Genomic DNA, 24,636 nt, shown 5'->3' with positions numbered 1-24,636 from the left:
GACCCGGCACCTCGCCTGACCCACCTTGATCGGGTCCAGGGACGCAGGGTGGGCGCTCAGGCGCGCGTGCAGACGAAGATCGCGGTGCCGGGGAAGAGACCACCACGCAGCGGTGACCAGCCGCCCCAGGCCTGCTGGTTGCGGCTGGGCCACTCCGGTTCCACGACGTCGACCAGCACGAGCCCGGCCGCGACCACCTCGCGGACCCGGTCGCCCAGCGTGCGGTGGTGCTCGACGTAGGTCGCCTCGCCGTCGGAGTCGGCCTCGACGTAGGGAGTCCGGTCGAAGTAGGACTGGGTGACGGTCAGCCCGCCCTGCCCCGGGTCGTCCGGGAAGGCCCAGCGGAAGGGGTGGGTCGTCGAGAACACGAACCGCCCGCCCGGACGCAGCACGCGCGCCACCTCGCGCAGCAGCCGGGCGCTGTCGGCGACGAAAGGAACGGCGCCGTACGCAGTGAACACGGTGTCGAAGCAGCCCTCGGCGAACGGCAGCTGCACGGCATCGCACTGGGCGAACGGCACCGGCGGCCCGGGCGCATCGGCACGGCGGTTGAGGTCGAGCCCCTGCTTCACCATGCCCGACGACAGGTCGGTGGCCACGACCTGGCCACCCGCAGCGGCGACCCAGCGGGAGCACTGGCCGGCCCCGCCGCCGATCTCCAGCACCCGCCGACCGGTGAGGTCCCCGAGCAGACCGAGCTCCTCCTCGCGCCAGCCCTCCGGCCCCCAGACGAAGTCGGCGTCACCCAGGAAGGTGCCGTGCTCCGCGTAGTAGTCGCCGGCCTCGGCGTCCCACCAGGACCGGTTGGCGGCGGCGGTCTCCTCGGCGCCCGCCTCTCGACGGCTGACCTGCGCAAACTCACTCACCGGCATACCCCTCGCGTTTTGACCGTGCAGGGACGGCCTCGGTAAGGTGGGGAGGCACTTTCGTGTGCGCGCTTCGCCGTGCCACCGTTCGGTGGCCCCAAGAGCGTGAGCACAACCATCACCTTCTATTCACTGTCCACCATCGGAGTTCCTACTACATGACTGCCAGCACGGTCGAAAAGACCGCCCCTCAGGTTGCCATCAACGACATCGGCACCGAGGAAGAACTGCTCGCCGCGATCGACGCGACGATCAAGGATTTCAATGACGGCGACATCGTCGAGGGTGTCATCGTCAAGGTCGACCGGGACGAGGTCCTGCTCGACATCGGCTACAAGACCGAGGGTGTCATCCCCTCGCGTGAGCTCTCGATCAAGCACGACGTCGACCCCTCTGAGGTCGTCCAGGTCGGCGACGAGGTCGAGGCCCTGGTCCTCCAGAAGGAGGACAAGGAAGGCCGCCTGATCCTCTCCAAGAAGCGTGCGCAGTACGAGCGCGCCTGGGGCACGATCGAGAAGATCAAGGAAGAGGATGGCGTCGTCACCGGCACCGTCATCGAGGTCGTCAAGGGTGGACTCATCCTCGACATCGGCCTGCGCGGCTTCCTCCCCGCCTCGCTCGTGGAGATGCGTCGCGTCCGCGACCTCCAGCCCTACGTGGGCAAGGAGATCGAGGCCAAGATCATCGAGCTCGACAAGAACCGCAACAACGTGGTCCTGTCGCGCCGTGCGTGGCTCGAGCAGACCCAGTCCGAGGTGCGCACCACGTTCCTCAAGGAGCTCCAGAAGGGGCAGGTCCGCTCCGGCGTCGTGTCCTCCATCGTCAACTTCGGTGCGTTCGTGGACCTCGGCGGCGTCGACGGTCTCGTCCACGTGTCCGAGCTGTCCTGGAAGCACATCGACCACCCGTCCGAGGTGGTCGAGGTCGGCCAGGAGGTCACCGTCGAGGTCCTCGACGTCGACATGGACCGCGAGCGTGTCTCCCTGTCGCTCAAGGCGACGCAGGAAGACCCGTGGCAGCACTTCGCCCGCACCCACGCGATCGGTCAGGTCGTGCCGGGCAAGGTCACCAAGCTGGTCCCGTTCGGTGCGTTCGTCCGCGTGGACGACGGCATCGAGGGCCTGGTCCACATCTCCGAGCTGGCCGAGCGCCACGTGGAGCTGCCGGAGCAGGTCGTCACGGTCGGTTCCGACATCTTCGTCAAGGTCATCGACATCGACCTCGAGCGTCGCCGGATCTCGCTGAGCCTCAAGCAGGCCAACGACGACAGCGCGCCCGTCGCCGAGTTCGACCCGACCCTCTACGGCATGGCCGCGGAGTACGACGAGGCCGGCAACTACAAGTACCCGGAGGGCTTCGACCCGGAGACCAACGAGTGGCTCGAGGGCTTCGACACCCAGCGTGAGAAGTGGGAGAAGCAGTACGCCGAGGCCCACCAGCGCTGGGAGGCTCACAAGACCCAGGTCGAGGAGGCCACCAAGGCCGACGCCGAGGCTGCCGCCAACGCCGGTGCCGCGACGTCCTACTCGTCCGACTCGGGCTCGTCCTCCACGGACTCCGACAGCGACACGGGCAGCAGCCGCCCGGCCGCCCCGGCGTCCGAGGGCACGCTGGCCTCCGACGAGGCTCTCGCCGCACTGCGCGAGAAGCTCACCGGCAACTGATCCGGTCCACGCGGCATACCTCGGTATGCCGCCTGGCTGGGTGCGAGAGGCCCGGTTCCCGTCAGGGGGCCGGGCCTCTCGGCGTCTGCGGTGGGTCGCAAAACGGCGGTTGCGTCCACTTCCGCCCAACTATTGCTGGGCGGAAGTGGACGCAACCGCCGTTTTGCGACGCCTCAGTGCAGGCGGACCCGGGGGTCGAGCACGGCGTAGGCCAGGTCGACCAGGATGTTCGCGACCACCACGGCGGCCGCGGCGAAGAGCACCACGCCGATGATCACGGGCAGGTCCTGCTGGTTGATCGCGTCGATCGCGGTCTTGCCCAGGCCGGGCAGGCTGAACACCGTCTCGGTGACCACCACCCCACCCAGCAGGGACCCCACGTCGATCCCGAACTGGGTGACGATCGGGGTCAGCGCCGCGCGCAGGCCGTGTCGCAGCACCACCCGTCGCTCGCCGATGCCCTTGGACCGGGCGGTCCGCACGTAGTCCTCGCCGAGCACGTCGAGCATGGACGCGCGGGTGAGCCGGGTGTAGGTCGCGGCCGAGACCAGGGCGAGGGTGAACCAGGGGAGCACCAGGTGCTGGGCCCAGCCGCCCAGCCCGCCCCCGAAGGGCGCGTACCCACCGGCGGGGAAGGCGCTGTAGCCGGCCAGGGTGAGCCGGAAGTACAGCACGTAGAGCAGGAGGATCCCGAGCAGGAACGTCGGGGTCGAGTAGAAGAACAGGCTGAGCGCGGTGAGCGAGCGGTCGGTGAACGAGCGCGGGTGGGTTGCCGAGACGACGCCGTTGAAGACCCCCAGCCCCAGCCACAGGAAGGCCGCGCCGAACACCAGGGAGAGGGTGATCGGCAGCGCCGAGCCGATGATCGTGGTGACCGGCACCTGGTGGTAGTAGTCGTAGCCGAGGTCGCCGCGCAGCGCCTTGCCGACGAAGTCGAGGTACTGCTTCCACAGCGGTTGGTCGAGGCCGAGCCGGTGGGAGATCGCCGCGACCGTCTCCGGAGTGGCCTGGCGACCGGCCAGCGTGCGGGCGACGTTGTTGGGGGCCACGAAGAAGAGCGCGAAGACGGCCAGGGTGATCAGCCACAGGACGAGGACGCCGAGGGCGAGGCGCCGGATCAGGAAGCGGACCATGACGCCCTCACTTCGCCATCAGGCGCTCGGAGCGCGGGTCGAAGGCGTCGCGGATCCCGTCGCCGAGCAGGTTGAAGGCCAACGTCGTCACGAGCAGCGCGGCGCCGGGGAAGACCACGAACCACCAGGCGGTCGTGTAGTAGGTCTGGGCCTCGCTGATCATCCCGCCCCAGTCGGCCGTCGGAGGAGCGAGCCCCAGCCCCAGGAACGACAGCGTCGCCTCGACGACGATGACGACCGGGATCAACAGGGACGCGTAGACGATGACCGGCGCGAGCACGTTGGGCAGGATGTCCACGAACATGATCCGCCCGTTGGAGGCCCCGAGGGAGCGAGCCGCCTCGACGAACTCGCGCTCCCGCATCGACAGCACCTGGCCACGGACGATGCGGGCGACCGAAGCCCAGCTGAAGAAGCCGATCACCAGGACGGTGACGAGCAGGCTCGGCCCGGTGATCGACACGAGGGCGATCGCGACGAGCAGGAAGGGCACCGAGAGGACGACGTCGATCAGGCGGGCCAGCACGGTGTCGACCAGGCCGCCGAGGAATCCCGCTGCGAGCCCGATGACGACCCCGATCGCCACGGTCAACAGCGTGGCCGCGACCCCCACGAGGAGCGAGATGCGGGCGCCGTACGCGATGCGGACCAGGATGTCGCGGCCCAGGTCGTCGGTGCCCAGCCAGAACTCGCTGGACGGCCCGCGTGGGAGGCCGTCCGGGGTGAGGCCGGTCTGCCGGTACTGCTCGTTCACCGGGTGCCCGGTCACGACGGCGAACAAGGGAGCCACCAGAGCCATCAGCACGATGAGGCCGATCACCACCAGCGAGACCATCGCCACGCGGTCGCGACGCAGGCGCTGCCACGCCAGCTGCCACGGTGTCCGGCCCTCGATGCCCTTGACAGCTGGTGGCGAGCCGGCCGTCGTGGGCCCCGGCTCCGGATGGTTCATCACGGCCACGACGTCTGCGGTGTCACTCATGCGGACTCAGCCTCCTCGACGCGGTGCGGACTGGAGTGGATCTCGCTGTCGCTGACCCGCGGGCTGGCCAACGAGAGGTCCTCGCCGACCGCCAGCGGGTGCAGGCAGGCCGTGCGGTGCACGGGGCCGTCGCCGAGGACCGGGACGAGCGGCGGGTCCGTGGCCGCACAGTCCTCACGCGCCTTGGGGCAGCGGGTGTGGAACCGGCAGCCGGAGGGCGGGCTGGTCGGGGTGGGGAGGTCGCCCACGAGCACGATCCGCTCCCGGCTGTCCGCGACGTCCGGATCGGCGTGCGGGAGCGCGGACAACAGCGACCGGGTGTACGGGTGCCGGGTGTGGTCGAACAGCTGGTCCGCTGGTGCGAGCTCGGCGATCTTGCCCAGGTGCATCACGGCGATCCGGTCGCTCACGTGCCGGATCACCGAGAGGTCGTGCGAGATGAAGACGTAGGTCAGCCCGAAGTCGTCCTGCAGGTCGACCAGCAGGTTGATGATCTGGGCCTGGATCGACACGTCGAGCGCCGACACCGGCTCGTCGCAGATCACCAGCTTGGGCCGCAGGGCGAGCGCCCGTGCCACGCCGATCCGTTGGCGCTGTCCACCGGAGAACTCGGCGGGGAACCGGTTGTAGTGCTCGGGGTTGAGGCCGACCCGCTCCATCAGCTCCTGGACGGTCCGCTTGCGGTCGTCGGCAGACCCGATGCCGTGGATCACGAACGGGTCGCCGATGATCGAGCCCACCCGGCGACGGGGGTTCAGCGAGCCGTAGGGGTCCTGGAAGATGACCTGGATGTCCTGACGTAGCGGGCGCATCTCCCGGCCCGACAGGGTGCTGATGTCGCGGCCCTCGAAGCTGACCGTCCCGGACGTCAGGTCGTACAGCCGGGCGAGGCAGCGGGCGAGGGTGGACTTGCCGCAGCCGGTCTCGCCGACCAGGCCGAGGGTCTCGCCGCGCCGCACCTCGAGGCTCACGCCGGCGACGGCCTGGACGACGTCGTGCTGGCGACGCAGTCCCGACGACCTGACCGGGAACGACTTGGTGACGTCCTCGGCGCGGAGCAGGACCTCGGACCTCATGACCCGACCCCGGCCGGCGCGGGTGCCACGGGCTTCCGGGGCGGTGCGGGCATCGGTGCGGAGGCGTCGGAGCCGCCGGCCCGCGCCGACCTGCGGGCCTGGGCGTCGTCGGCCAGCCAGCAGGCCGAACGGTGCTCCGGGTCGTCGTGGACGGTGTCGAGCGGCGGGGCGACGCTCCAGCACCGGTCGAAGGCGTACCGGCACCGGGGCGCGAAGGGGCACCCGGACGGCGGGTTGATCAGGGACGGTGGCGACCCCGGGATGGGGGTGAGCCGGGCCCCGGTGGCACCCTGCGCCGGCAACGAGGCGAGCAGTCCCTCGGTGTAGGGGTGGTGGTTGCGGTAGAAGAGGGTGCGGCGAGGGGCTCGCTCCATCACCGACCCGGCATACATCACCACGACCTCGTCGGCCATCTCGGCGACCACGCCGAGGTCGTGGGTGATGAGGATGATGGCCGTGCCGAACCGCTCCTGCAGGCTGCGCATCACGTCGAGCACCTGCGCCTGCACGGTGACGTCGAGGGCCGTGGTGGGCTCATCGGCGATGAGGAGGGCCGGGTCGAGCGCCATGGCCATGGCGATCATGACCCGCTGGCGCATCCCGCCCGAGAACTGGTGCGGGTAGTCGTGGATCCGCTGCTCCGCACGGGGGATCCCGACGAGCGACAGCAGCTCGGCTGCGCGCTGCTGGGCGGCCGCCTTGGTCACCTTGCGGTGGGCCCTGATCATCTCCACGATCTGCCAGCCGACGGTGTAGTAGGGGTGCAGGCTGGACAGCGGGTCCTGGAAGATCATGCCGATCTGGGCCCCGCGCACCCGGCGCAGCACCTCCGGGTCGGCGCCGATCAGGTCGATGCCGTCGAACCGGGCCGTGCCGCTCACGCGGGCGCCGCGAGTCAGCCCGGCAATGGTCTGCGTCGACACGCTCTTGCCTGAGCCGGACTCCCCGACGATGGCGAGCGTGCTGCCACGCTCGACATCGAAGGAGAGTCCGCGCACGGCCTGGACCACACCGTCTGCGGTGGGGAAGGAGACCTCGAGGTCCCGCACCTCCAGGAGGGCCATGGCCGGGACCTCAGCCGCCCTGCTTGCCCGAGGCCAGCCAGACGTTCGCGGGGTCGAACTGCTGGAAGGCGGGGATGTAGACCGCATTCATCAGCTGGGCGGCTCGGTAGTTCGCGGTGATCGGGTTGGTGATCGGGAAGAAGATCGCGTCGTCCATCACCTGGTGGTCGGCCTTGGCCCACAGGACCCTGGCCTGCTCCTCGGTCTTGGCCGTCGACGCCTCCTCGATGAGCGCGTTGGTGGTCGGGCTGTCGTAGAAGCCGAAGTTGCTGCCGATCGGTGGATAGGCCGCCTTGCCGAAGTACAGCGGCTTGAAGAACGACAGGGCAGCGTTGCCGTACCAGTCGGCGCCCCAACCGGCGATCGCGATGTCCCAGACGCCGCGCTGGGCGACGGTCGGCACCTGGAGGTACTTGGTGTAGAAGTCGGCGTTGGGTGACGGGACCCCGACGACCTTGATGCCGACCTTGGAGAGGTCTTGCTGCACGGTCTGGAACGCCTTGCTCTGACCTTCGGATGCGTTGCGGTACAACATCTTCAGCGTGAGCCCGTTCGGGTAGCCCGCCGCTGCCAGCAGCGACTTCGCCTTGGCCGGGTCGTTCGGGTACAGGTCGAAGTCCTGCTCACCGCCGACGACGTTGCTCGGGAGGACGTGGGTCAGTGGCGGGTTGACCTTGGGCCCACCGAGCACCTGGATGATGTTGGTGCGGTTGAGGGCGAACGACAGTGCCTGCCGCACCTCCTTCTTCTGGAGTGCCTTGTTGTTGCTGGGCGACACGGTGTTGTAGACGAGGTAGGGGTTGTTCGACGAGCCCTCACCGAGGTTGAGCAGCGGGTCCTTCTTGGCGATCAGGGCAGCCAGCTGCGACGGCGGCGGGAAGGTGTCGAAGGCCATGTCCGCGCTCGGGGTGCCGGTCTGGAGCTGCTGCTGCACGGAGTCCTGGCTGACCGTCTCGTTGACGACGACCTTGTCCACGTAGGCCTTGCGGATCGGGTCGGTCGACGGGTCCCAGGCGGGATTGCGACTGAAGGTGATGTTCTTGGTCGGCGTGTAGGAGTCGATCTTGTACGGGCCGTCGGAGATGGTGTGCTGAGCGAGCTCCGGGCTGGCCGGCAGGTACGCGTCATACTCCTTGGGCGCGGGAGAGAAGGACGGCAGCGTGAGCATGTCGACGAAGTAGCTCGCGGGGTGGGTGAGGGTGAACACGACCGTGGTGTCGTCCTTGGCGGTGAGCCCGGCGACCGGGGTCTTCTCCACGTATGCCGCGATGGCCGCGGGGGTCTTGGCGACCTTGGCGAAGCCGTCGCAGAACGGCTGGAACCCCACGATCAGGTCCTGGTAGTCCGGGAGCCCGCCGAACGGCTGCACCGGGTTGCAGGTGCGCTTGACGCCCCGGACGAAGTCCTGGGCGGTGACCTGTCGCGCCGGGCTGGTGTCCCACTTCGCACCGTCGCGGATGGTGAAGGTGTAGGTCTTGCCGTCGGCGCTGATGCCGTTGCCCTCGGTGGGGATCGCGGTCGCGAGGTCGGGTGCCGCCTTGGTGACCTGGTCCTTGATCGCGGGGTAGGTGAACAGCTGTCGGCTCCAGAGCCGCAGTGCGAGGTAGCCACCCGAGTAGTAGCTGAGGTTGGGGTCCATGTAGTCGACGTCGCCGACGCCCAGCATGTTCAGGGTGCCGCCCTTGACGGCGGTCCCGCTGCTGGAGGACGTGCCTGTCGTGGTGCCCGTGCTGCTGGCGCAGGCAGCCAGTCCGAGACTCGCTGTGCAGGCGGTGGCCACCGCTGCGAGCCGACGTTTCCTGGAGGTCATCGCGTTCTCCTCGGGTGGGTGGAGGTGCTGGTTTCGAGAGGGGCCGACCCCTTCGAGCAGGGCAGGTCGAGTGTGAAACTAGGGACCCGGCGCAGCCCGTGGGGCGGCGCGCGGGGAACCGTCACGGGAGTGCAAGGCGTTCGTCACGGACGAAGGGGCTTCATGACGATTGCGTGACGGAACACCATATGCGGCAGGAACTTCCGGACGCCTCCGCACGCCGGTGTGATACTGACGAGGTGACGCGGCGGGTGCTGCTGGTTGAGGACGACCCACGGGTCAGGCGGGTGCTCCGCCTGGCCCTCGAGGACGAGGGCTACCACGTGTCCGAAGCCGGCACGGGGGAGCAAGGTCTGGCCGACCTGCCCCGCGAGGAGCCCGACGTGGTGCTGCTCGACGTGATGCTGCCCGACACGGACGGTTTCTCCGTGTGCCGGGAGATCAGGCACCGCAGCAACGTGCCGGTCATCATGGTCACGGCACGCTCGGACAGCCACGACGTCGTCGCCGGCCTGGAAGCCGGGGCCGACGACTACGTGACCAAGCCGTTGGTCGCCAAGGAGCTTTCGGCGCGGATCCGGGCACTGTTGCGGCGGGTGGAGCCCGCGGTCGACCACCGGCCGCGGCGTCCCGTGGTGGGGGACCTGTCGATCGGGCTGGACGACGGCGTGGTGCTGCGTGACGGCGAACCGGTTGCGTTGACCCGCACCGAGTTCCGGCTCCTCGCCGAGCTGGCCGTGGCCGAGGGACGCATCCTGAGTCGTGAGGACCTCCTCGACAAGGTCTGGGGCTATGGCTACTTCGGTGACTCCCGCATCGTCGACGTCCACATCAGGCGGTTGCGCACCAAGGTCGAGCGTGACCCCGCGAGCCCTCGCTACGTCGTCACCGCGCGGGGACTCGGCTACCGGCTGGCGGGCTGATCGTGACCTCGGGGGCGCCGTCCGGTCGTGGGACGTCAGGTCGAGCCACCCCGGGGGCGAGGGCGCAGGCCCTGCGCCGCGCGCTCCCCGCGCGCAGGTTCGGGGTCCGGGGGCGCGTGACGCTGGGATTCGGGTTGCTGGCCCTCGGGCTGTCGGCGCTGCTGTCCGGGCTGGCCTGGACCCTGGTCACCCGAACGATGGTCTCGCAGACCGAGCAGACCGCCCTCGTGGAGACCTCGCTCGACCGCGGGGAGGTGGAGACTGCCCTGTCGACCGGGTCGGCCGACCTGCCGGCCGTCCTCGAGGGGGTGCCCGGGACCGACTCCGCGGCAGTCCTCGCGCAGGTCGACGGTCGTTGGTATGCCACGTCGCCCAGCCTCGGCCCGGCGAGCCTGCCAACCGCCCTCGTGTCTCTCGTGACCGGCGGACAGGAGGCGACCCAACGGATCCGCGTCGACGGCACGCTCCACCTCGTGGTGGGACTGCCGCTCTCCGGTGGGCGCGGGGGCTACTTCGAGGTCTACTCGCTCGACGAGATGCAGCGGACTGCGCGGGCCCTGTCGCTCGGGCTCGTGGCCGCCGCCGTCGTCACCGTCCTGATCGGGCTCGGGGTGGGGCGGTTCGCGAGCCGCTTGGCGCTGCGTCCGCTCACCGAGCTCAACCGCGTTGCCGCGGACGTGGCGTCGGGTCGGCTGTCGGCGCGCCTCGACGCCGAGGGTGACCCCGATCTCGAGGAGCTCGCCGGTTCGTTCAACCGCACCGTGGAGGACCTGCAACGGCACGTGATCGCGGATGCGCGGTTCGCGGTCGACGTGAGCCACGAGCTGCGGACGCCGATGACGACGATGCTGAACTCGATGCAGGTCATCCAGAACCGTCGGGCCCAGCTGCCGGAGTCGGTGCGCGAGCCGGTCGACCTGCTCGCCGACGAGCTCGAACGGTTCCGGGCCCTGGTGGTCGACCTGCTCGAGATCTCGAGGCACGACGCCGGCGACCAGGTGGTGCGCGAGACCGTCCGGGTGGGCGACCTCGTGCGCCGCGCCGCGGACACCGCTGCCGGTCGCGCCGTCACGGAGGTGGACCCGTCCGTGTCCGCGTTGACGATGGAGGTGGACAAGCGGCGGCTCGAACGCGTGGTCGCCAACCTCGTCGGCAACGCCGAGACGCACGGCGGGGGGTGCACGGCCGTCCGGGTCGAGCCGGGCCCGCATGCCCTGCGCGTCGTCGTCGAGGACGACGGACCGGGGATCGCGGTCGAGCGCCGGTCCCGGGTGTTCGAACGGTTCGCGCGGGGTGGCTCCAACGAGCGGACCGGGGTCGGCCTCGGCCTCGCCATCGTGCAACGGCACGTCGCCCTCCACGAAGGCCAGGTCCTCGTCGAGGAGCGCCCGGGGGGAGGTGCGCGCTTTGTCGTCGAGCTGCCGACCAGCGCCTCCTGACCGGGTATGCCGCCGGGCCGGCACCGCGCGCCGCCCCAGTCCGGTGTGGGCGCGGGCGACGGCCGCACTGGCCGGCCCGGTCGTGGCCGTGCTCCTGTCGGCCTGCTCGATCGGCACCCAGTCGAGCCCTGTCCCGGCGGCTGCGCCCACGGCGACCAGCAGCACCACCGGCCCGAGTCGCCAAGGGGTGCCGCTGACCATCCAGGTCTACCTCGTCCAGGGCGACCGTCTGGCACGAGTGACCCGGACGGTGCCTCCCGGCGCCGGTCTGGAGCCGTCCTTCGTCGGGTTGGCCGTGCCCGTCACGCCGACCATGGCTGCCAACGGGATCCGCAATGCGCTGCCCATCGCCAGCACGCCGCTGCGGGGAGTGGTCGACGAGGACGGGGTGGCCCGCATCGAGCTGCCCTCCGGCTTCGAGCGGATCTCGGTGCACGAGCAGTCCCTGGCGATGGCCCAGCTGGTCTTCACGGTGACGGCGAACAGCCTGGCCCAGAGCGTGCAGCTCGTGCAGGGCACCCGGGAGCTCCCCGTGCCCGGCCCCAGCGGCCAGCTCGTGAACCGGCCGGTCACGCGCGTGGACTACGCGGCATACAACCCTCCCACCTAACGGGCCTGGGAAGGCGGAGCCGGCCACCGGCTGACCGGCTCGATCTCTCCACGTCGTGAATCACGAAAAGCAGAGGTTGAAGGATCTATCCACGATCTACGTCATCTTGCCGATGGCGAACGGACGCTAGTGGCCGTATACCTGTTGGTGCTGCAGCGGCATGGGGGGAGCCGACACCGTCGGGTCCTGGTGCAGCACAAGGGGAATGTGTGCACGTGACGTCGTGGTCTGCGACCGTCCACCAGCGCAGGGGGCGCGGTGACGACCGGGGGGCCGGAGCGGACCGACGGCGACGGCACACGAGAGTCTTGGGGAGGACTCGCAATGAAATCAACCACTACCGGGCTGCGCCGTTCGGCGCGGTTCGCCACGGTGCTGGTCACGGCCGGGGCAGCCTTCGCTGCCGCCGCCGCGACGGCTCAGGGAGCCGTCTCGGCGGCCCCGGCAGCCAGCATCCTGAAGGCGCCGGTGACGGCGACCGTGGTCGACGCGTCCACGCCGTCGATCGCGACCGTCACGACGTCGAAGGCGCCTCCCGGCAAGGGCGTCGCCACCAGCTCGAAGACGACGGGTGTCGGCGGGGTGTCCGGCTCGGCGCCCTCCACCTACGCACAGCTCACCGTGCACGGCGGATACACGGCCTCGGGCGTCGGCCTGCGCAACCGCGGGGCCGGCTCGATCTACGTGTCCGGGGTCCCTGCAGGGGCCAAGGTCGTCGAGGCCTACCTCTTCTGGAGCATCCTCGGCAACGGCGAGTCGTCGTCGTTCTCGGCCGGTACCTTCAAGGGCCAGCCGATCCGGGGCATCAAGGTCGGCCAGGGCGGTAGCCCGTGCTGGGCCGGCACCACGACCGGTTACGCCTACCGCGCCAACGTGGGCAGCTACGTGACCGGCAACGGCTGGTACTCGCTCAAGGGGTTCGCCTCGAGCCGGCACGACGGAGCAGACCCGTTCACGACGACCGCCAAGGCACCGCTCGCCGAGGGCGCCTCTCTGGTCGTGGTCTACGACAAGCCCAGCTACCCGCTGACCCAGGTCGTCGTGGCCAACGGCTACGGCATGACGTCCGGCGGTGCGATGACCACCTCGCTGCCGTTCGGCTTCTCGGCCTCGAACCCGGTGGGTGAGTTCCGCACCACCTTCATCGGCGCGGACGGCCAGAAGAACGCCGGCGAGCCGTTCAGCAAGATCAACGGCGTCGACGTCGCCACCCCGGACTGGGATGGCACCGACCGGCCGGTCCCGCGCTACAGCCAGGGCAACCTGTGGGACACCGACAGCATGTCGTTCGGCCGCCTGGTGCACCCGGGTGACACGAGCGCCCGGTTCACCGTCGACGGCGGACCGGACTGCATCTCCTGGGTCGCCCAGGTGATGTCGGCCCGCTACTACGGCCAGATCGACACCGACCGCGACAAGCTGCTCGACGGCTGGGAGGCCAACGGCCTCGACTCCGACGGCAACGGCACGTTCGACGTCGCGCTCCCGGGGGCGAGCCCCGTCCACAAGGACCTCTACGTCGAGATGGACTACATGGGTGCCGAGGCCGTGTGCCCGTGCCACCTGCCGCTCGCCGCGGACCTGAACCGCATCGTGGCTGCGTACGCAGCCGCACCGTATGCCGCGAACCCCGACGGGCTCACCGGCATCCGGCTGCACCTCGACGCCGGACCGGCCCGTGGTGCTGCGTTCAACCTCGGTGGCGGAAACCTCGTGCCGTTCGACGCGGACCTCAACCCGGTCGCCGCACAGTTCAACGCCATCAAGGCCGCCAACTTCAACGCCGCTCGCGCCAAGGTCTACTACTACATGATCTGGGCCCACGGCTACGACGGTGGCAGCAGCAGCGGCAACGCCTTCAACATCCCGAACGACAGCTTCGTCGTGACGCTCGGGCTCTGGGGTGGCGGTGGCAGCTCTGACGCCAAGGTGGGCACGTTCATCCACGAGTTCGGTCACGACCTCGGGTTGCGCCATGGCGGCGACGACCACGGCAACTACGAGCCGAACTACCTGAGCGTGATGAACTACGCGTTCCAGGTGAGCGGCATCCCGCGGACGGGGACCACCCCGCCGAGCTTCACCTACTCCTCGTTCACCCTGCCGAGCCTCAACGAGCTGGCCCTGAACGAGAACGCCGGGCTCGGCAGCGCAAGCGCCGCGACCTACCGCACCCGCTGGTTCTGCCCGAACGGCACGCAGCGCACCACCGCCGGTGGCGCCAACCTGCCGATCAACTGGAACTGCAACGCGGTCACCGGCGGCGTCGTGGCTTCCGACATCAACAACGACGGCAGCCTCACGGTGCTGGGCACCCAGAACAACTGGGCGAACCTGACCTACGGCGGCGGCACGGTCGGTGGCGGTGTCTCGGCCGGGCTGAGCGCGACGACGAAGGTGTCGCACGAGCTCACCTACCAGGAGGCCAAGGAGCACAACCTGCACAAGTGACCCCAGGGTCGACACCGGCTGGCGGGGAGCTTCGGCTCCCCGCCAGTCGGGTGCCCGAGGAACCCCGACCCGAGAGGTGGCGTCGAAAGGTCATGAGCACCAACTTGGTTCGACGGCTGGGGGCCGTCACCACCATCCTGCTGACAGGCGTTCTGGGGGCCTGTGGCACCTCGGGCTCCGAGGCGGGCAGCCCTGCGGTCACGGCGCCGCCGAGCACGACCAGGTCCACCAGCCCGACGGCGTCGAGCGACAAGCCGACCACCGTGCCCGAGGAGCTGACGGCCGAGGAACAGCTGCGGGTGAACCCGCCGCCGCCGCAGCGCCTGACCGCCGTCCGCGAAGGCACATCGGTCACCCTGACCTGGTCGCCTCCGCCAGCGGTGGCAGGGCCGCACAGCTACTCCGACCGGGTGGTCGAGTACCGCGTGTTCCGGACCGTCGACGGAGGTGGTGAGGCCCTCGTCGGCACCAGCTCGTCGCTCACCTTCACCGACGTGGCTCCGGGACCAGGCACCCTCCGGTATGCGGTGAGCAGCGTCCGCGAGCACGGCGTGGAGGGCGCCCGCACCGACGCCGTCACCGCCCCCGCGGCCTCCTGACGACTCCGAGGGGCTCCGCCCCGCGGCCCCAGCCACCGCAGAGGTGATCGCGCCGCGAGGTGTCTAGGCTCTCACCATGGCACGAACCATCGCGACCAACACCCGCGTCGACCTCGACGGACTCCTCGACTTCGTCCGCCCACGGCACCACATGCTGCTCATCACCAGCCGTGCCGACGGGCGACCCCAGGCGTCGCCGGTGACCGGCGGTGTCGACGACAGCGGACGGATCGTCATCTCCACCTACCGCGACCGCGCCAAGACGACGAACGCCCGCCAGCGTCCTGCGGTGTCGGTCGTCGTCCTCTCCGACGACTTCGGGGGTGCCTGGGTGCAGGTCGACGGCGACTGCGAGGTGGTCGACGCGCCGGAGTCCGTGGAGCCGCTCGTCGAGTACTTCCGCAACATCTCGGGTGAGCACCCCGACTGGGACGAGTACCGGCAGGCGATGCTCGACCAGGACAAGTCGGTCCTGCGCATCTCGCCCACCCGCTGGGGCCCGGTGGCTACCGGAGGCTTCCCGCCCCGGCTCGCCCACTGACCCGTCCCTCCGGCAGGTCCCTCCGACAGGTCCCAGATAGGGTGGTCCCATGTTGCGCGTCGGTCTCACTGGAGGAATCGGTTCAGGGAAATCGACTGTGGCACAACGGCTTTCGGACCTTGGCGCGATTGTCATCGACGCCGACATCCTGGCGCGTGAGGTCGTCGCCCCGGGGACGGATGGGCTGGCGGCCATTGCGGACCGCTTCGGCGACACCGTGCTCGACGACACCGGTGCCCTCAACCGTCCCGCGCTGGGGGCCATCGTGTTCGGCGACGAGCGTGCGCGTCACGACCTCGAGGGGATCACCCACCCACGCATCGCCCGACGGACCCGCGAGCTCGTCGATGCCGCCCCGGCGGACGCGGTCGTGGTGCACGACGTGCCGCTCCTGGTCGAGAAGCACTACGGCCCCGGCTACCACCTCGTGGTCGTCGTCGGCACCAGCGAGGCGACGCGCGTCAAGCGCCTCCTGCAGACCCGCGGGATGACCGAAGCCGACGCCCGCAGCCGAATCGCAGCCCAGGCGACCGACGCGGAACGCCGCGCGGCGGCCGACGTCTGGCTCACGAACGACGGCACCCCGGAAGCGCTGCTCGCGGCAGTCGACGACCTGTGGACCTCGCGACTGCTCCCGTTCGAGGAGAACGTGCGGCACGGCGTCCGCGCTGGCCGTCCTGAGCAGCTGACGCTCTCGGCGCCCGACCCGACCTGGCCGGCGCAGGCGGGCCGGCTCGTCGAGCGGCTGCGGCTGGTGTTCGCAGACCTCGCCGTCACCGTGGACCACGTCGGCAGCACATCGGTCCCGGGGCTGCTCGCCAAGGACGTGATCGACCTCCAGGTCGGGGTGCGCAGCCTCGAGGACGCTGACGAGACCGGGCTGGTCGACCGCCTGTCGGCGGCGGGCTTCCCGCGCACCGGGGATGCCGCGCACGACAACGCCAAGGACGGGACGGTGTGGCCCAAGCGGTTCCATGCCTCCGCCGACCCCGGTCGGCCCGCGAACGTCCACGTCCGCGAGGTCGGGTCGCCCGGCTGGCGGTGGGCGCTGATGTTCCGTGACTGGATGCGTGCCGACCCGCCGGCGAGCCACGAGTATGCCGCGGAGAAGCGGCGGCTCGCGTCCACCGGTGTGAGCGTGAGCGACTACGCGGTGGCCAAGGAACCGTGGTTCGACGCGGTGCACGAACGGGCCGAGTCCTGGGCCCGCTCCAGCGGCTGGGAGCCGGACCGTGTCTGACGACCGCCGCCCGACCAGTGTCTACGGCGTGGGGGAGGAGCCGGACCCGCGGTTCTCACTGGCCAACGAGCGCACCGCCCTGGCCTGGATGCGCACCGCTCTCGCCCTGGTCGGTGGTGGCGTGGCGATCGTGTCGTTGGCCAGCCTGTCGACCCTGCCGTCGTGGACGGCGCTGCTCGGTGCCGCGGCCTGCATCGGGGGCGCGGCCCTGGCGGTCCGGGCCGTGTGGGCCTGGGCCCGGGTGGAGCGGGCCCTGCGCCTGCGCGAGCCGCTCCCGTCGCCGGGAGCGCTCGTGGCCCTCGCGGGCGGGGTCGTCGTGCTCGGGGGGTTGACGCTCGTCCTCGCCCTGGTCGAGCTCGCCGGACGATGAGCCCGATCCCCGAGCGGGACGCCCTGCAACCGGAGCGGACCGCGCTGGCGTGGCAACGGACGGCGATCACGGCGATGGTGGCGCAGGTGCCACTCGCGCTCGTCGCCCTCCGGACCGACCGCCCGGTCCTCGCCGCCGGTGGAGCGCTAGCGATGGCGGGCAGCGTCGTGCTCGTGGGCACGGTGCGCCGGAGGCTGGTGCAGCTGCGTGACGACGAGCGTGGCTACTCGCCGAGCCCACCGATGTTGCAGGTGGCCGTGCTGACCGTGCTCGCGGCGCTCGGCGGGGTTGCTCTGGGGCTGGCCGCCTGGCTGGGCTGACGCACCGAGCGGCGGCCCGCCTACCCGGCACGGAGCTGCGGCCCGACTGCCCGGCACGGAGCCGCGGCCCGCCTACCCGGCACGGAGCGGCGACCCGCCTACCCGCGTGTGGATCGGTTGCTCACCCCTGGCCAGCGCCGGAGGTGAGGCCCCGGGTGACGGCAGGCGGTCCGTCGACCCGGGGCCCCGGCCACGACCAACTCACGCGACCACCTCCTAGGACTCGTGGACCCGCCGGACGTGACGCGGGCGACGTCCCGGCGCTCGGGTCAGGGGGAGCGGCGCCTCGGCGCCGATTCGGCGCGCACCGGCACCAGCGGAAGGGCCGCGAGGGCGAAGGCGGACGCGGAGGCGAACGTCACGGCATACCCGGTCCACGCCACGAGGGCCCCCGCGACCGGAGGGACCGCGGCGGCGGCGAGGAACTGCCCGGTGTTCTGCACCCCCAGGGCGCGTCCCGACCAGAACGGCCCGGCGCGCTCCGCGACCGCGGTGAACGCGAGACCGTTGTCGGCGACCGTGACCGTGGACGCGACGACCAGCAGGAGCACCGCGACGGCCCACTCCTCGTGGGCGGCCACGCCGAGCAGCACCATCGTGGCCACGACCGCGGCCGCCACCCAGCGCAACGGCCGCATCCGGCTGCCGACCCGGTCGGACAGGTGGCCCACGGCGATCCGGCCCACCGCTCCGCACACCTGCGTCACGGCCACCAACGTGCCCGCCGAGGCCGCCGACCACGCTCGGTCGGTGACGAGCCAGGCCAGGGAATAGGTCCACACGAGGAACTGGGGGACCACCAAGAGCATCGACACACCGTGGATGCGCGCCAGCGTGCGATCCGAGCGGTAGGGGCTGCGCGTCGCCTCCACCGTGCGGGCCGGGCGGGGTGGGTCCCTGACGACGGTGACCACCGCGACGCAGGCCAGAGCCGCGGCCACGGCGGGCACCAGGAGCGCGACGCGGACGCCGTGCTGCTCGGCGAGCACGGCCATCGTCACCGCAGCCACGGCGACCCCGAGCGGCTGGGCCATCTGGCGGATGCCCATGGCGAGTCCACGGCGGTGAGCGGGGAACCACCCGACCACGACCCGGCCACTGGCCGCGTTGGCACTCGCAGCCGCGGCTCCCGCGACGAACAGCCAGAGACCCCAGCCGACCGGACCACGCGCCGACGCGGCGAGCAGCGCGGCGATCGCGGTGGCCGCGAGCCCGCAGCCGAGTACGAGCCGCTCACCCCTGCGGTCCACCACGAGCCCCCAGGCCACGAGGGACAGCAGGACCCCTGCCATCGGCGCCGCGCTGACCAGGCCCGCCGTGGCGAGGGACAAGCCCTCTCGTCCGTGCAGCACGGGGATGAGGAAGGCGGGACCGTGCAGGGCCACGGCGCTGGCGGTCTGCGCCAGCGTGCTGACGGCCAGCATCGCCCAGCGACGACCGGCACCCGCACCTCCGGAGGGCGGGGTGCGCTCCGTGCTCGCGGAGTCCGTCGTGGTCGCCACACCCCAGTCCTACGCCTCGGTGGCGGGGCGCGGCGGGTCGTCTCACCGCATCCTGAGACGAGCACTGTCGGAGGGTCGGCCTACGCTGGACGCATGCGTCCCACGACAGACCTCCAGCGCACGGTCGCCCCGTTCGAGGTGGTCTCCGAGTTCCAGCCCGCCGGAGACCAGCCGGCGGCGATCGCCGACCTCGCGACGCGGATCAGGGCCGGTGAGAAGAACACCGTGCTCCTGGGAGCCACCGGCACCGGCAAGTCCGCCACCACGGCGTGGCTGGTCGAGCAGGTCCAGCGGCCGACCCTGGTGATGGCCCCCAACAAGACGCTCGCGGCGCAGCTGGCCAACGAGTTCCGTGAGTTGCTCCCCAACAACGCGGTCGAGTACTTCGTGTCCTACTACGACTACTACCAGCCCGAGGCCTACATCCCGCAGACCGACACCTACATCGAGAAGGACTCGTCGATCAACGACGAGGTCGAGCGACTGCGGCACAGCGCCACCAACTCGCTGCTGACCCGGCGCGACGTCATCGTCGTGGCGTCCGTCTCGTGCATCTACGGCCTCGGCACGCCGCAGGAGTACGTCGACCGGATGGCCCGGCTGCGGGTCGGCGACGAGGTCAACCGCGACGACCTGCTGCGCCGTTTCGTCCAGATGCAGTACACCCGCAACGACCTCGCCTTCACGCGTGGCACCTTCCGGGTGCGCGGCGACACCGTCGAGATCATCCCGGTCTACGAGGAGCTCGCCGTGCGGATCGAGTTCTTCGGCGACGAGATCGAGCGGATCTACACGCTCCACCCGGTGAGCGGCGAGATCATCCACGAGGAGCAGGAGATGTACGTCTTCCCGGCGACGCACTACGTCGCCGGTCCGGAGCGGATGGAGCGGGCGATCCGGGGGATCGAGCTCGAGCTCGCCGACCAGCTCGCGAGCTTCGAGAAGCAGGGCAAGCTGCTGGAGGCCCAGCGGCTGCGCATGCGCACCACCTATGACATCGAGATGATGCGGCAGGTGGGGTCCTGCTCGGGGATCGAGAACTACTCGATGCACATCGACGGCCGCAGCCGCGGCTCGGCCCCCAACACGCTGCTCGACTACTTCCCCGAGGACTTCCTCCTCGTCATCGACGAGTCGCACGTGACGGTGCCGCAGATCGGCGCCATGTACGAGGGCGACATGTCCCGCAAGCGGCAGCTCGTCGACCACGGGTTCCGGCTCCCGTCGGCGATGGACAACCGACCGCTGCGGTGGGAGGAGTTCCTCGACCGGATCGGGCAGACCGTCTACCTGTCGGCCACGCCCGGTCCCTACGAGCTGGCCCAGAGCGAGGGTGTCGTCGAGCAGATCATCCGCCCGACCGGGCTGGTCGACCCGGAGGTCGTGCTCAAGCCGACCAAGGGCCAGATCGACGACCTGCTCCACGAGATCGGCGAGCGGACCAAGGTCGACGAGCGGGTGCTCGTCACGACCCTGACCAAGAAGATGGCCGAGGACCTCACCGACTACCTCCTCGACAAGGGGGTGCGGGTCCGCTACCTGCACAGCGAGGTCGACACGCTGCGTCGGGTCGAGCTCCTCCGCGAGCTCCGGCTGGGCGAGTTCGACGTCCTGGTCGGCATCAACCTGCTGCGCGAGGGTCTCGACCTGCCGGAGGTGTCGTTGGTCAGCATCCTCGACGCCGACAAGGAGGGCTTCCTGCGGTCGGCGCGCTCGCTCATCCAGACCATCGGACGCGCAGCCCGCAACGTGTCGGGCCAGGTGCACATGTACGCCGACAAGATCACGCCGTCCATGCAGGAGGCGATCGACGAGACCCAGCGACGGCGCGAGATCCAGGTGGCCTACAACCGCGAGGCCGGCGTCGACCCGCAGCCATTGCGCAAGAAGATCGCCGACATCACCGACCTGCTCCAGCGCGAGGACGCCGACACCGAGTCCCTGTTGGGCTCGGGCCGCAGCCAGTCCCGCGGCAAGAACGCCAGCCGCGGTGGCCGGGGCGCCCTGGCGGCCGACGCCGGGGTGGCCGCCGACCGGCTGCGCAACCTGCCGGCCAACGACCTGGCCAACCTGATCCAGGAGCTGTCGACCCAGATGCACCAGGCCGCGGCCGACCTGCACTTCGAGCTCGCGGCCCGGCTGCGCGACGAGATCGGCGACCTCAAGAAGGAGCTGCGGCAGATGTCGGCTGCCACCCAGTGAGACCGCGCCCAGCCGAGTTGGGGGAGCGGCAAAAGTCTGGGAGACTGGCTGCGATCATCGGAGGGCCGGGTCCCCCCGATGTAGTCTTTGCACTTGTTCATCGGAGGGGAGTATCCCCACGCGGTGTCCTCGTCATCACGGCCCGTCGTGCAGCTGTCGCCAGCCGCACGGCATACCGGGCCCGGGGAGCCGGTCCGCACCACACGGGGCGGGAGAGACCTCCGGCCACCTCGTCGTGACCGGAAGGTTTCCCGTTGACCGCGTTCGTTGCCACCACCGCCACCCAGATGGAAGTCCCCACCTGGGTCTGGTACCTCACCGTCGGCCTGATGGCCGCGGTCCTGCTCTTCGACGTCTTCATCATCGCGCGGCGCCCGCACGTGCCCACGACCAAGGAGGTCAGCATCGCGCTGGCCTTCTACATCGGGGCGGCCCTGCTCTTCGGGCTCGGGGTCTGGTACTTCACCCACGACCAGGCCGGCGGCAAGTTCGCGACCGAGTACTACGCGGGCTGGCTGACCGAGTACTCGCTCTCGATCGACAACCTCTTCATCTTCCTGCTGATCATGGCTCGCTTCGGGGTGCCCGAGAAGCTCCAGCAGTCCGCGCTGCTGATCGGCATCATCATCGCGATCGTGCTGCGCGGCATCTTCATCGCGGTCGGGGCGGCCGCGATCAACCAGTTCTCGTGGGTCTTCTACATCTTCGGTGCCTTCCTCATCTACACGGCGGTCAAGCTCGGCAAGGAGGGCGAGAGCGACGACGAGGAGTACGAGGAGAACCGCTTCATGAAGTGGGTCGAGCGGCGCTTCCCGGCGACGGACAAGTACGACGGCGCCAAGTTGTTCACCCACGTCGACGGCAAGAAGCTCGCCACCCCCATGTTCATCGTGATCATGGCGCTCGGCACCACCGACCTGCTCTTCGCGCTGGACTCGATCCCGGCGATCTACGGCCTGACCAAGGAGCCCTACCTGGTGCTCACGGCCAACCTGTTCGCGCTGATGGGTCTGCGGCAGCTCTACTTCCTGATCGGTGGGCTGCTCAAGAAGCTGGTCTACCTCAGCCTCGGCCTGGCCGTCCTGCTGGCCTTCATCGGGGTCAAGCTGATCCTGCACGCGCTGCACGAGAACGAGCTGCCCTTCATCAACGGCGGCGAGCACGTCAAGGCCGCTCCCGACATCCCGATCTCGGTGTCGCTGGGTGCCATCGTCGTGATCCTCGGCGTGACCACCGTGGCCAGCCTGTGGAAGTCCCGCAAGGACGAGCGCGAGCGGCTCTCAGCCTCCTGACACGGCCGGGTCGGCCCGGCCGGTCCGGCGCTGGCCGGCGCCCATCACCAGGGCGCTGGCCAGCACCACCAGGGCCATGCCGACCAGCTGCAGGGGCGCGAGCCGCTGGTGCAGCACGATCAGGCCGGCGAGTGCTGCCGCGACGGGCTCGAGGCTGAGCAGGATCCCGAAGACCCGGGGGTCCAGCGTGCGCAGCGCGGCCAGCTCGAGCGAGTAGGGGAGCACCGAGGACAGCACGGCGATGCCGAGGCCCTTGGCCAGGTGCTCGCCCGTCCAGTCGGGCACGCTGCCCAGCCCGAAGGGCAGGGTCAGCGCCAGGGCCACCGCCATCGCGAGCGCCAGCCCCTCGAGCTTCGGGAACTCCCGGCCGGCCCGACCGCTGGCGATGATGTATGCCGCCCAGCAGGCGCCCGCGAGCGCGGCCAGTCCCAGCCCGGTCCACTCCACCTGGTCGAAGGGTGTCTCGAGGGCCTCGGAGATGAGCACGACGCCGACTGCGGCCGCACCGACCGCCGCGAGGTCACGAAGTCGCCTCGACAGGATCGTCGCCAGGGTCAGCGGTCCGAGGAACTCCACGGTGACGGCGACCCCGATGGGCAGGTGACCCAGCGACCCGTAGAAGGCCAGGTTCATCAGGCCGAGGGCGGCCCCGAAGCCGAGCACCGTGAGCCAGGCGGCCCGGCCGTGCCCCCGCACCCGCGGGCGGGCCACCGCCCAGAGGATGGCGGTGGCGAAGAGCAGCCGCAGGGTGACCGACCCGCCGGCACCGATCTCGGGGACGAGGGTGGCGGCCAGCGCCCCGCCGAACTGCACCGACACGATGGCGGTGAGGACGAGCACCAGCGGGCGCGCCGGTGTCCTCGTCGTCATGGAGGGCGACTCTAGTCACGCCCGATCCGAGGGTGTTCGCCTCTACCACGCCACGCCGAAAAATCTGCGTTGTTCACCGATCCGTGGACAAAGGTCATCCAAATGGTGAGAACGAATGGTCCCCGATTTTCACTTAGACCGTTCACATCCGCAGCGCGGTCGCACACCACGAAAGGCACTGCGCGGTGAGAGCAGGCAACCGGCATGTATTGGTGAGTTCACCTAGTCCCTAATGACTATTGCTGGCCGTCTTTTTGACCTCATACCTTTGAGCAGTCGCGGAACCACAAGGGGACCACACAGGGGGTGCTGGTCCTCGGTCTGCGGGGTTGTGAGGGACATACATGGCTGCTTTGTTCGAAGATCACCAGCGCCCAGTCGCTGGAGGGGAGATCGACACCGTTCGCGCGTTGCTGCATGACTTGCGGCAGCCGCTGGCGGCGATCCTGCTCCTTGCAGGTACCGAAGGCGGTGACGTCGGTCGCAAGATGGACGGTATCGCCGGTCAGGCGCGTTGGCTCGCCGAGCTCGTGGAGACGAGCCTCAGCGAGGCTGCCGCCGACGAGGTCACGACCACCGACCTGGGCGCCATCGCCCAGCGCGCGGTGGTGCGGGCCCGGGCCACGGCACCCTGCGTCATCACCATCGACGGTGTCGAGGGCCTGGAGGCCTGGGCCCGCCCCGTGGCGTTGAGCCGGGCCCTGGCCTGCGTGCTCGACAACGCCGTCCGCGCCGCAGGCGAGGGTGGTCACGTGCGGGTCGGCACCTACACCGACCGTGAGGGTGTGCACCTCACGGTCACCGACGACGGGCCCGGGCTGGGCAAGGTCAGCTCGCGCACGTCGCTCGGGCTGACCACGACGCGGGCGATGGTGGCCGCGTGCCACGGCTCGTTCCGGCTGCACGCCGGCGCCGGCGGTGGAGCCGTGGCCGACATCTGCCTCGCCCAGGTCCAGCTGCGGCAGGTGGCGTCATGAGGATCGTCGTCTGCGACGACCACCTGCTCCTGCTCGAGGCCCTCGGTCTCGCGCTGGGCGCCCGTGGTCACGAGGTCGTCGCCCTGGCGGGCACGCCGGAGGAGGCCGTCAGCGCGGTCGCGATGCACCGTCCCGACGTGTGCCTCCTCGACGTGAACTTCCCGGGTGGCACGTCGGTCTCCGCCATCCACGAGATCCGTGAGATCTCGCCACAGACCAAGGTCGTCATGCTGTCCGCCGAGGCGGACCACGGCATCGTCGGACGGGCGATCGCGGAGGGTGCGTCGGGCTACGTCGGCAAGGAGAAGCCGATCGTCGAGATCGTCGAGATGCTCGACCGTGCGGTGCGTGGACAGCTCGCGGTCGAGCCGTCGCTGCTCCAGCGGGCCCTGCGCCCGCAGAAGTCGACCGACGACCCGCTCTGGGCCCTGCAGTTCCTGACCGACCGCGAGTGGCAGGTCATGCGCTGCATCATGGACGGCCAGACCACCGAGGAGATGGCTTCCTCGCTGGGCGTCCAGCGGAGCACGGCACGGACCCACGTGCAGAACCTGCTGACCAAGCTCGGGGTGCACTCCAGGCTCCAGGCGGCGGCGTTGATGTCGGCGCACGGCTCGCACGAGTCCTGGCCGGTCCACCTGCGCTGACCTCGTCGGCCCGGTCACCGGCCCGTCCCGCACCCACGGGTGCGGGATCCGATGCCAG

At 70.2% G+C, this 24,636-nt stretch carries 22 protein-coding genes; 14 read left to right on the top strand and 8 right to left on the bottom strand.

The genetic code is table 11. From position 1 onward, the window contains the following. Positions 1-56 precede the first annotated feature (56 nt). Complete coding sequence (locus BLQ34_RS05900) at positions 57-872, bottom strand: class I SAM-dependent methyltransferase (RefSeq protein ID WP_091782795.1); 816 nt, start codon at positions 870-872, stop codon at positions 57-59. Positions 873-1,024: 152 nt separating this feature from the next. Between BLQ34_RS05900 and rpsA the strand changes: the two genes are divergently transcribed. Then, positions 1,025-2,530, top strand: coding sequence for a 30S ribosomal protein S1 (gene rpsA, locus BLQ34_RS05895; RefSeq protein ID WP_091782793.1), 1,506 nt, complete (start codon positions 1,025-1,027; stop codon positions 2,528-2,530). Positions 2,531-2,703: 173 nt separating this feature from the next. Here rpsA and BLQ34_RS05890 read toward each other — a convergent pair whose 3' ends face one another. From BLQ34_RS05890 to BLQ34_RS05870, 5 genes are read right to left on the bottom strand one after another with little or no spacing between them, the layout of a single operon-like run. Further along, entirely contained in the window at positions 2,704-3,663 is a 960-nt protein-coding gene (locus tag BLQ34_RS05890; RefSeq protein WP_091782790.1) for an ABC transporter permease, read from the bottom strand. Positions 3,664-3,670: 7 nt separating this feature from the next. Further along, positions 3,671-4,645, bottom strand: a complete 975-nt coding sequence (locus BLQ34_RS05885) for an ABC transporter permease (RefSeq protein ID WP_091782787.1) — start codon at positions 4,643-4,645, stop codon at positions 3,671-3,673. Continuing rightward, positions 4,642-5,721 (bottom strand): ABC transporter ATP-binding protein, encoded by a 1,080-nt coding sequence (locus BLQ34_RS05880; protein ID WP_091782784.1) that lies wholly within the window; start codon positions 5,719-5,721, stop codon positions 4,642-4,644. Before BLQ34_RS05880 ends, BLQ34_RS05885 begins: the two co-directional genes overlap by 4 nt. Beyond that, entirely contained in the window at positions 5,718-6,785 is a 1,068-nt protein-coding gene (locus BLQ34_RS05875; protein ID WP_091782781.1) for an ABC transporter ATP-binding protein, read from the bottom strand. Before BLQ34_RS05875 ends, BLQ34_RS05880 begins: the two co-directional genes overlap by 4 nt. Positions 6,786-6,795: 10 nt before the next feature. Beyond that, positions 6,796-8,595 carry an ABC transporter substrate-binding protein gene (locus BLQ34_RS05870; protein ID WP_091782779.1) on the bottom strand — a complete coding sequence of 600 codons (1,800 nt, stop codon included), beginning with the start codon at positions 8,593-8,595 and terminating at the stop codon, positions 6,796-6,798. A gap of 239 nt (positions 8,596-8,834) precedes the next feature. Between BLQ34_RS05870 and BLQ34_RS05865 the strand changes: the two genes are divergently transcribed. The 9 genes from BLQ34_RS05865 (at position 8,835) to BLQ34_RS05825 (ending at position 17,088) form a co-directional block, all read left to right on the top strand. Continuing rightward, a complete protein-coding gene (locus BLQ34_RS05865) occupies positions 8,835-9,518 on the top strand; it encodes a response regulator transcription factor (RefSeq protein ID WP_091782776.1) in 684 nt (227 codons plus the stop codon). 116 nt (positions 9,519-9,634) lie between these two features. Beyond that, a complete protein-coding gene (locus tag BLQ34_RS05860) occupies positions 9,635-10,957 on the top strand; it encodes a sensor histidine kinase (RefSeq protein WP_091782773.1) in 1,323 nt (440 codons plus the stop codon). A gap of 43 nt (positions 10,958-11,000) precedes the next feature. Further along, entirely contained in the window at positions 11,001-11,567 is a 567-nt protein-coding gene (locus BLQ34_RS05855; RefSeq protein ID WP_091782770.1) for a GerMN domain-containing protein, read from the top strand. A 324-nt stretch (positions 11,568-11,891) separates the two neighbouring features. Further along, complete coding sequence (locus BLQ34_RS05850; RefSeq protein ID WP_157692912.1) at positions 11,892-14,018, top strand: zinc metalloprotease; 2,127 nt, start codon at positions 11,892-11,894, stop codon at positions 14,016-14,018. A gap of 92 nt (positions 14,019-14,110) precedes the next feature. After that, entirely contained in the window at positions 14,111-14,617 is a 507-nt protein-coding gene (locus tag BLQ34_RS05845; RefSeq protein WP_091782765.1) for a fibronectin type III domain-containing protein, read from the top strand. Between the two features lie 76 nt (positions 14,618-14,693). After that, the gene (locus BLQ34_RS05840; RefSeq protein ID WP_091782762.1) at positions 14,694-15,158 is read left to right on the top strand and encodes a PPOX class F420-dependent oxidoreductase; all 465 of its coding nucleotides are present in this window, start codon (positions 14,694-14,696) and stop codon (positions 15,156-15,158) included. 49 nt (positions 15,159-15,207) lie between these two features. Beyond that, positions 15,208-16,398 (top strand): dephospho-CoA kinase, encoded by a 1,191-nt coding sequence (gene coaE, locus BLQ34_RS05835; RefSeq protein WP_091782758.1) that lies wholly within the window; start codon positions 15,208-15,210, stop codon positions 16,396-16,398. Further along, complete coding sequence (locus BLQ34_RS05830; RefSeq protein WP_231961465.1) at positions 16,391-16,768, top strand: YidH family protein; 378 nt, start codon at positions 16,391-16,393, stop codon at positions 16,766-16,768. Before coaE ends, BLQ34_RS05830 begins: the two co-directional genes overlap by 8 nt. Further along, positions 16,765-17,088: a DUF202 domain-containing protein gene (locus BLQ34_RS05825; RefSeq protein WP_091782755.1), complete on the top strand. Its 324-nt coding sequence runs from the start codon at positions 16,765-16,767 to the stop codon at positions 17,086-17,088. The genes BLQ34_RS05830 and BLQ34_RS05825 overlap by 4 nt, the downstream gene beginning before the upstream one ends. A gap of 269 nt (positions 17,089-17,357) precedes the next feature. Here BLQ34_RS05825 and BLQ34_RS05820 read toward each other — a convergent pair whose 3' ends face one another. Continuing rightward, on the bottom strand, positions 17,358-18,590 hold the full coding sequence (locus BLQ34_RS05820) for an MFS transporter (RefSeq protein ID WP_231961464.1): 1,233 nt from the start codon (positions 18,588-18,590) through the stop codon (positions 17,358-17,360). Positions 18,591-18,683: 93 nt separating this feature from the next. Between BLQ34_RS05820 and uvrB the strand changes: the two genes are divergently transcribed. Together uvrB and BLQ34_RS05810 are read left to right on the top strand one after the other, a co-directional pair. Next, the gene (uvrB, locus tag BLQ34_RS05815; protein ID WP_091782753.1) at positions 18,684-20,792 is read left to right on the top strand and encodes an excinuclease ABC subunit UvrB; all 2,109 of its coding nucleotides are present in this window, start codon (positions 18,684-18,686) and stop codon (positions 20,790-20,792) included. 287 nt (positions 20,793-21,079) lie between these two features. Then, positions 21,080-22,084, top strand: coding sequence for a TerC family protein (locus tag BLQ34_RS05810; RefSeq protein WP_091789367.1), 1,005 nt, complete (start codon positions 21,080-21,082; stop codon positions 22,082-22,084). Here the strand turns inward: BLQ34_RS05810 and BLQ34_RS05805 are convergent. Next, the gene (locus BLQ34_RS05805; protein WP_091782751.1) at positions 22,073-22,954 is read right to left on the bottom strand and encodes an EamA family transporter; all 882 of its coding nucleotides are present in this window, start codon (positions 22,952-22,954) and stop codon (positions 22,073-22,075) included. The genes BLQ34_RS05810 and BLQ34_RS05805 overlap by 12 nt on opposite strands. A gap of 410 nt (positions 22,955-23,364) precedes the next feature. Here BLQ34_RS05805 and BLQ34_RS05800 point away from each other — a divergent pair, with 410 nt between their 5' ends. Continuing rightward, positions 23,365-23,931, top strand: coding sequence for a sensor histidine kinase (locus BLQ34_RS05800; protein ID WP_157692911.1), 567 nt, complete (start codon positions 23,365-23,367; stop codon positions 23,929-23,931). Beyond that, the gene (locus tag BLQ34_RS05795; RefSeq protein ID WP_056921120.1) at positions 23,928-24,578 is read left to right on the top strand and encodes a response regulator; all 651 of its coding nucleotides are present in this window, start codon (positions 23,928-23,930) and stop codon (positions 24,576-24,578) included. Before BLQ34_RS05800 ends, BLQ34_RS05795 begins: the two co-directional genes overlap by 4 nt. The last annotated feature ends 58 nt before the right edge of the window (positions 24,579-24,636 follow it).

It is taken from the genome of Pedococcus dokdonensis (assembly GCF_900104525.1).
GTDB lineage: Bacteria > Actinomycetota > Actinomycetes > Actinomycetales > Dermatophilaceae > Pedococcus > Pedococcus dokdonensis.
Note: the sequence above shows the minus strand (reverse complement) of the source record. Positions and strands in the feature narration are given on the sequence as shown.